Raw genomic sequence first — 8,073 nt, forward strand, 5'->3', positions numbered from 1 at the left:
AGCACCTGGATCACGCGGATATCCTCCTTCTGTTCCAGCAGGTGCGTGGCAAACGAATGCCTCAGCGTATGCATGGAGACGCGCTTGTCGATGTTTGCGGCCTCGGCGGCCGCATGGACGGCGCGGGTCAGTTGCCTGGGCGTGAGGGGATCGACGGGATCCATGCCGGGGAACAGCCACCCGCCATCGAGCATGCAGCCCTGGGCACGGGCCACGCGCCACCAGACACGCAGGCGTTCGAGCAGGACCGGCGAAAGCATCGCGTAGCGGTCGCGGCGGCCCTTGCCCTGCTCGATGCGCAGGGTCATGCGCTGGCTGTCGATGTCACTGACCCTGAGCGCGACCACTTCGCTCGCACGCAGCCCGGCACCATAGGCGACCGACAGCGCGGTCTGATGCTTGAGGTTTCCGGCTGCCGCGATGAGCCGCCGCACTTCCTCGGGGCTGAGCACAACCGGAAGCGTGCGGGGCACGCGTACCGGCTGCATCCGCGCCATCAGCTCCGGCTTGCCGAGCGTGACTTCGAAGAAGAACTTCAGCCCGCTGATGGCGGCGTTGAGCGATATCGGAGACACGCCGTGATCGACCAGATGCAGCTGGTAGTCCCGGAGGTTCTCGACGGTGGCGGTATCGGGTGAACGCCCGAGGTATCGGGCGAACTGACGTACGGCACGCAGATAGGCGGCCTGGGTCTTCGGTGCGAACCTGCGCATGCGCAGGTNNCCCCTACCGCGCGAGCGGTTTAGTCCTGTCGGCCATTGCGGACGTTCGATAAGGCCCGGGTCTACGTCAGCAATGTGGTGTGTCGCAGACGTTGGCTGGATAAAGAAATGAAGTAATTGTCTTCTGCGCGGGCCAGCTCACACTTGCGACCCACAGCGGCGGCCACGTTTCACGAAAGCGGTCGTTCGAAAGTAGACCACACAACCTGATTCTGCCGCCTTGGAACGCGGGGGCGCGTCACGACCAGGTGAGGCGGCGATTATCACCCCCCAATGTGTAGCGTTGCTCTGGCGCGAACCAAGCGACTGGCTAGCGGCGAGAGCCGGCGCTTGTGGTCGTACCGCAGCACGGCCCCACAACATACGGGTATCGATATAATTCTTCGCGACCTGCGGATAATTAAAAGAGGGAAAAGCGATGAGCGAAGAGAGCGAAAGTCTGAAATTCGAGAACGTGCTAAAAGTACGCGACGATCCTCGACCGATCCTTTTTTCACCAACTGGTAAGCCGAACACGTTCCGAATTGCACCGGGTTGCAATGCGTCTTGGATAAGTAACGAAGAATTTGGCCTCACCGAACTCCGAAATCGCGCTGAGCCGTGGCTTACATCACTGTTTCAGTCGGAGCACCTATCAATGCTCGTCGGCTCCGGTCTGACTCACGCTGTCCACTATCTCGCAACGGGAGTAGGCGCGACGGGAATGGGCGCGACATCGTTTTCCAACTACGACGGTGAAATAGGGAAAGCGGCTGTAGAGGCCGCCAGCAAGGCTGGCCGTGAAGCTGGAAATATCGAGGACCAGTTGCGCGTCGCCAATGAATTGCTGCGGGGTTTGAGGATCCTCGGGATGAGCCACGAGTCGAAAGCGCTCGAGGACGATCTTACCGCCATCCTCACTGCCTTTTCGAAGTCGATATTGCTCAGCGAGCGGGGAATTGCGGTTGCCGAAGAGAGTCGGCGCGAGCAGGCTTTGAATATTCTCGTCACGTTTCTCATGAGCTTTGCCAGTCGGACCGGTGTCCGAGACAGGCTCAATATTTTCACGACCAACTATGACCGTCTTCTAGAGGCAGGTGCGGAGTTAGCCGGGCTGCATCTGCTCGATAGATTCCTCGGTAACCTAACGCCCATCTTTCGGTCATCCAGACTAGATCTGGACATGCACTACAACCCGCCTGGCATTCGGGGAGAACCCCGCTATCTCGAAGGCGTTGCTCGCTTCACCAAGCTCCACGGCTCGGTCGACTGGATTCAATCCAACGCCGACATTCGACGTCTCGGGCTTCCATTTGGTGCGGAGAGTGTTGAACCCTTTCTCAATGCACCGGGTTTGGACGGCGCAACCGCCCATGCGCTCATGATCTACCCTAACTCAGCGAAAGACAGGGAAACCTCGGACTACCCATACGTTGAACTCTTCCGCGACCTTGCCGCAGCTATCTGCAGACCTAATAGCACCTTGGTCACTTATGGCTACAGTTTCGGGGACGAGCATATAAATCGGGTGATTCGGGACATGCTGACGATCCCATCGACGCACCTGGTGGTCATATCGTTTAACGATCCGCTCGGGCGAATCATGGGGACCTATGAAGAACTTGGGCGCTCGCCCCAAATCAGCTTGTTGATCGGGCCTGTACTCGCAGACCTGCAAAAGCTCACAGAACACTTCTTGCCAAAGGCTGCTATCGACAAGACGACGTTCCGCATGAGTGAGTTGCTCAAACAGCGGTGGAACGTTGCCGCAGCGCCCAAGCCCTCTGAGAGTAGCGGTCCGGACGTGTTCGATGGGGAGGATCTCGCATGACGATTTCTCCCCTCGCCTACGCAGACTCACTGCGGATTGGAAGCATCGACTTCGTCTCTCCGGACGAAATCAAAGTGCTCCTAGACATTGAAGCTCCCGACGCTGTCGCTTTGAATACCGGGACGCCACGACCGTTTCCCCGCATCAACGGGTATGTGTTGATTCCCAGCGACGAAGGACATCTTGTCGCTCAGGTCGAATGGATCACAGTGGAGCGATCTCAGTATCCCAAGCGCAAGGGGATGCAGGACTTCGGACTTGTGGACCTGCCCTATCCGCTTCGAAAAATGAGTCTCAACCCGCTGGGACGTTTGATTTATGAGGGCTCTCACGCCGGCAAAGAACGCTACAACTTTCGTCGAGGCATCGACGCCTATCCTTCGGTCGGTGCGCCGGTAATGCTTCCGACTCAGGTCCAGCTACGGTCGATTGTCGAGTCGGGCGAAAATCGCCGGGTGAAGATTGGGATAAGTCCTCTCGCTGCGAATGCCGAGGTGATGGTTGATCCGGACCGGCTGTTCGGCCGCCATCTTGCCGTCTTGGGAAACACTGGCAGTGGAAAGTCGTGCTCTGTCGCTGGGATCATCCGTTGGTCCATGGAAGAAGCCAAGAAAGCGCGAGGTGATGAGAATCCGAATGCCCGCTTCATCGTTCTTGACCCGAACGGTGAATATTCAAACACCTTCAAGGACATGAGCAAGGTCCGACTCTATGCGGTCGAGGCTGATCCCAACAACGGAATCGGGCAACTGCAAATACCGCTATGGTTCTGGAACACCGCGGAGTGGAGTGCCTTCACACAGGCCAGCTCAAGGGCGCAGCGCCCGACGCTCATCCAAGCATTGCGCTCGGTGCGCGACGGCAGCGTGGACGCAGCCGTCACACCAAGCCACGATATGCGCCGTTATCTGCGTACATTGGTGAGTGCTGTTCAGATTGAGCGAAGTTCAGGAAGCCCATGGAAAGCGTTTCCGCACAACAAGAACTTTCTTCAAAAAATCGAGAAATGGCGTGGGAGCCTTGAACTGGATCAATCCTTTCGCGGCAATGAGACTATAGCCCTCGAAGCGCTACAGTCGGTGCTCGACACGCTAATCGTAGCCCGCACTTCGACTTCAGCTAACAAGTATCCGCACCTCGATTTCACTAAAGCTGAAGTCGACGGGCTTCTCGCATCGTTGCAGACCGCTCACTTGGCTTTCGGGGGAAGCGACGTCGATGTGCTTCCTATTGATGCTGACATTCCGAGACCATTCACGGGCGACCAGCTCCTGCGCAGCGTGGAAGCTAACGCTGAGCTACTGAATGTATCCGAGTATGTCGAGACGATGCTGATGCGTATCCGGACGATTCTTTCAGATAGCCGCATGAAAACGATCGCCAGCGGTGCCAGCGACATGAACTTGGCGAGTTGGTTGACCGACTATATCGGCGATGACGAGGCATCCAACGGCACCGTAACGGTCATCGACTTATCTCTTGTGCCAGCGGACGTCGTGCATATCGTTACTGCGGTAATTGCACGGATGACACTTGAAGCACTCCAGCGATACCGAAAAGCCTCCAAAGGCAAGACGTTACCAACAGTGCTTGTTATGGAAGAGGCGCACACGTTCATCCGTCGCTATAACGATGATGCAGAGAATCAAAACGCCGCAGCCATCTGCTGCCAGGTGTTCGAGAAAATTGCGCGCGAAGGCCGTAAGTTCGGACTTGGACTGGTCCTGTCGTCACAGCGCCCCAGCGAGCTGTCTCCAACGGTTCTTTCGCAATGCAACAGCTACCTTCTGCATCGGATCAGCAACGACCGAGACCAAGAACTGGTGCACCGACTCGTGCCGGACAACCTCCGGGGCTTGCTTAGAGATTTGCCATCTCTCCCGTCGCGCAACGCGATTCTGATGGGGTGGGCATCGGAGCTTCCCGTGTTGGTTGAGATGACGAAACTGCATGAGACCCAGCGACCGAAATCCGACGACCCCGATTTCTGGGCCGTATGGTCTGGCAGACGGCAGGACGAGGCCGGCCACGAAATATCGGTCGAGCGGAATGTCAACTGGCAGCAGATTTCGGACGACTGGCAACAGCTAGACAACTCAACTGAGATGTAACTTATCTCTCCCCGGACTATCCATCAGCGTACATTTTAAGAAAAACGATGCGTCGCCGACCGAGTTCGCAAGAATTGACTTTCCTTCCGCAGCGTGAGGTCGTCGCGCGGAAAGGTAGCCCCACTTACCGCGTGATGATCATGGATCCGAGGGGTTGCTATCCAGCTGGTGTTCGGCACGTCCCAACTGGATTCTTCTATGCCGATGAAGATGTCGCATTTTCTGTTGTCCAAGGTGGCGATTGGGCGGACGTTATCGACGATGCACCATACTCAGAGTTCGACTGGGCTTCACCAGAAGAACTTCGTTTCATGGCGTCGCTCGTTCTGTGCGAGCTCCGCGATGAGCCATACGTAAGCCTTTACCCTGTCGTCCGTTATAGTCCTCGCTTAGACGCACGAGATCTTGATATGACATGTCCTTTGACAGTCCATCGAGTGCGCGATCTCATATTGAAGACAGCTGGCGACGTCGTAGGCCCGTTTGGCCAGCACGGCCGACTCACGGGGACGATTCCAAAAAAATACACCGTCATCCCAGCCGATAGATATGGATTCGATAGACTCTTAAGATTCTGGGACAAATTGCGCGGCGCGAGCTTCGTTTTCTACCGAGGAATCTATACGCTCATTAAGGCCGACATGCTTCGGCAGCACTACGAGTTCAATGAAGAAGCTATCCTGTCTCTCTACATTGCACTCGATGCCTCATTTAGTCTCGTCAAAAGCCATCTTCAACCTTCCGGCATTGAAAATCCATCCGCACACGACGCTGCTGTTTGGCTTCACAATCATTTCGATGCGCCATTTGGCCTGGATGCGCCAGATGTGACCACAAGGTATTTTGAATCATTCTACGAGGAAAGGGTGATCACGATGCACCCGGAGAGCAGGTACGGCGAGTTTCCGTACGCACCGATTATGCATGACGATATACCGCATCTGCGGCGTTCTTTGCGCGAGATATTCGCCTATTTACTGTTAAAGGAACACGGGGAGGATTTTCATCGAGACATCCGGGAGCATCTGGCCATGCTGCCAAATAATTCCGGACTCTGACAGAATCCGACGTTCCACACTGGGGTGTCGCCATTGATTCGGACGTCCTTAAGGGTGAATCAAGTTCGGGAAGATTCATTCGAGTTCCATCGAAGCTAACCTTCACCGTCTATTGATTGCAAACGACAGCAAAGCAATTTGCAGTCGCCGCACGGCTCCCCACGCGTGAACGTTGGTAGTAGCCGACCCGCGAACGTCACCCATCCGGCGGGGCACTTCATTGCGACCGGTCGCCCATGAACGAGCGCGGCCTTGGGAGTGCGGCTTCGGACCACATGCCGGGCGCATCGACGCATTGTCGACGTGCAAATCCTTGTATCATGCAACCCGTGAATAAACGCGAGGAAAATTATGGCGATGCTTGGCGATTTGCTTTCCCGAGGTTACTTTCCCATTCAGTTGCCACCGAATTTCACGTCCGAGTCTTTCGCAACTGAGCTTCCTAAATTTCAGCATCAATGGGAGGCTACCGAACCACCTAGGACTTCGCCCGAGCGCTTCTCTGTCCCCCGATCGTCATACTATCGTCGGATAACAGCAATACTGAATCCAACTTCATTCTATTTTCTCGCGCGCGATATTAGTCAGTATTGGACGCAAATCCAGGAACACTACGCGAAGAGTCCGTTGTCAAAAAGCAAACCGACGATTGTCGGCGGCTTGCGTGCTATCACGATTCCCAAATTCAGCGAGCTTCACGAGGAGAAAATCACCGCAGCGGCTGGATTTAGGTACGCCTTAGTGACTGATATTTCGGCATTTTTCCCCACAATCTATACCCATGTCATTCCATGGGCGCTTCACACCAAAGTAATTGCAAAAGCAAATCAGAAGAAGGTTCCGGCCGTGTACGGCAACATTCTAGATGGGCGCTCTATGGGCATCCAGGACGGCCAGACCATCGGATTGCCGATTGGGCCGGACACGTCACATATCCTTGCAGAAATCGTTGCTGTTGCGATCGACGAGCAGTTCATACAGGAACTCGGGAGCGCGCCTCGTGGCTTTCGTTATGTCGACGACTTCTTCTTTTTCTTCAGCAAGCGTGAGGAAGCGGAGCGTGCATTGGCAGCGATCACCCGAGCGGTTAGCGACTATCAACTTCAGATCAATGCGTCGAAGACGCGCATCATCGAAACGAAAGAGCTTGTCGAGGAGTCTTGGAAATATGCGATCAAAAGGCTCACTGTTTCACCTGCCCGAAAGGAGCAGCGAGACGACATTCACCACTATTTCGAAAGTCTGTTTTCCCTGGAAAAGAAGTTCAAGGACGAGAGCCTTATCAAGTACGGAGTGAAGCAAATTTCCTCCACTATCATCAAAAAGTCGAACTGGAGCATCTTTGAGTCATACTTGCTGAAGTGTGCATTTAGCTTTCCGAACACCATTCAGGTCGTTGCGCACATCCTCTCAACCTACCAGCATCACGGTTATCCGATTGACAAGGCCGCGGTCGCCCGCCTATGCAACAATCTGATCGCTGCGTCCGCTGCTTCCGATCATCATGGTGAGGTGGCATGGTTGCTCTGGGTATGCAAGCAATTGACCATTGATCTGGACCCGGCGGCCGTCAACGAGGTTGAGCGTATGGGTAGCCCCGTATGCACCTTGATGCTACTCGACCTGCAACACAGCGGTACTATATCGACTCCCCTTCCGGTCGGCCCCTTAGCGCAGTATGCTGCGGCAGGAGTGCTCCAAAGCGCCGACTGGCTACTTGCCTATGAAGGAGGGCGACGTCACTGGCTAGGGATCGCGAATGCAGACTTCATAAGCAACCATCCCTTTTTTGGTTCTCTCCAAACGGCTGGTGTTCGGTTCTATGACGAGAACAAACACGTACCCCCAATTTTTGACTTTAAAAGTCCGCCAGGAGATATCGAGGACTTCGATTTTGATTCCGATGCGGAAATTGAGGAGGAGTTTGATTTCGACGAGATGGATGAAGAGTATTTCGATTCGAGCGACGTTTGAGTCGAAGTCGTCACAGAGCACCTAGCACTCGCAACCGGCCACTTGAGTAAAGAAGGTCTGGATGGGATCTGTGGGTTGGCAGATGCCGTAGGCATGCCATCCCGCTGAACGGCGCTGTCAACGTCGGCAGCCCGCCATACCGCCGACATTCGGGGTAGGTTTGTAAGCGCCCGGCAATGACACCCCGGGGAGTGCGCGCCGGCGATCAGGCGGTGATCGGCGCCCAGCGATGAGGCAGTAGCTGAGCGATATCGTCGGCGCGATGCGTGGGCAAGCGGTTCAGTACGTCTTTGAGGTAGACGTATGGATCATGGCCGTTGAGCTGCGATGATCGAATCAGGCTCATGATTGCGGCTGCACGTTGCCCCGCACGCAAAGAGCCCGTGAACAGCCAGTTC

At 55.4% G+C, this 8,073-nt stretch carries 6 protein-coding genes; 4 read left to right on the plus strand and 2 right to left on the minus strand.

What is annotated here, in order from left to right; genetic code table 11:
• A partial coding sequence (locus BN2476_RS44475) for a tyrosine-type recombinase/integrase (RefSeq protein ID WP_087740435.1) occupies nucleotides 1-713 on the minus strand: 713 nt, incomplete at its 3' end.
• Nucleotides 714-1,140: 427 nt separating this feature from the next.
• Between BN2476_RS44475 and BN2476_RS44480 the strand changes: the two genes are divergently transcribed.
• The 4 genes from BN2476_RS44480 (at nucleotide 1,141) to BN2476_RS44495 (ending at nucleotide 7,675) form a co-directional block, all read left to right on the plus strand.
• On the plus strand, nucleotides 1,141-2,532 hold the full coding sequence (locus BN2476_RS44480; RefSeq protein WP_087740436.1) for an SIR2 family protein: 1,392 nt from the start codon (nucleotides 1,141-1,143) through the stop codon (nucleotides 2,530-2,532).
• On the plus strand, nucleotides 2,529-4,643 hold the full coding sequence (locus BN2476_RS44485; RefSeq protein ID WP_087740437.1) for an ATP-binding protein: 2,115 nt from the start codon (nucleotides 2,529-2,531) through the stop codon (nucleotides 4,641-4,643). Before BN2476_RS44480 ends, BN2476_RS44485 begins: the two co-directional genes overlap by 4 nt.
• 140 nt (nucleotides 4,644-4,783) lie before the next feature.
• Complete coding sequence (locus BN2476_RS44490) at nucleotides 4,784-5,701, plus strand: hypothetical protein (protein WP_143811245.1); 918 nt, start codon at nucleotides 4,784-4,786, stop codon at nucleotides 5,699-5,701.
• Nucleotides 5,702-6,328: 627 nt separating this feature from the next.
• Nucleotides 6,329-7,675 carry an RNA-directed DNA polymerase gene (locus tag BN2476_RS44495; protein ID WP_160111893.1) on the plus strand — a complete coding sequence of 449 codons (1,347 nt, stop codon included), beginning with the start codon at nucleotides 6,329-6,331 and terminating at the stop codon, nucleotides 7,673-7,675.
• Nucleotides 7,676-7,880: 205 nt separating this feature from the next.
• Here BN2476_RS44495 and BN2476_RS44500 read toward each other — a convergent pair.
• Nucleotides 7,881-8,073 (minus strand): transposase domain-containing protein (locus BN2476_RS44500; protein ID WP_143811246.1); only part of this gene is annotated, 193 nt, incomplete at its 5' end.

Origin of the sequence: Paraburkholderia piptadeniae, assembly GCF_900007165.1 — a bacterium.
GTDB lineage: Bacteria > Pseudomonadota > Gammaproteobacteria > Burkholderiales > Burkholderiaceae > Paraburkholderia > Paraburkholderia piptadeniae.

Coding starts and splice junctions, on each gene's coding strand:
- BN2476_RS44490 (WP_143811245.1), top strand. CDS start 4,784: ATGGATCCGAGGGGTTGCTATCCAGCTGGTGTTCGGCACGTCCCAACT.
- BN2476_RS44480 (WP_087740436.1), top strand. CDS start 1,141: ATGAGCGAAGAGAGCGAAAGTCTGAAATTCGAGAACGTGCTAAAAGTA.
- BN2476_RS44485 (WP_087740437.1), top strand. CDS start 2,529: ATGACGATTTCTCCCCTCGCCTACGCAGACTCACTGCGGATTGGAAGC.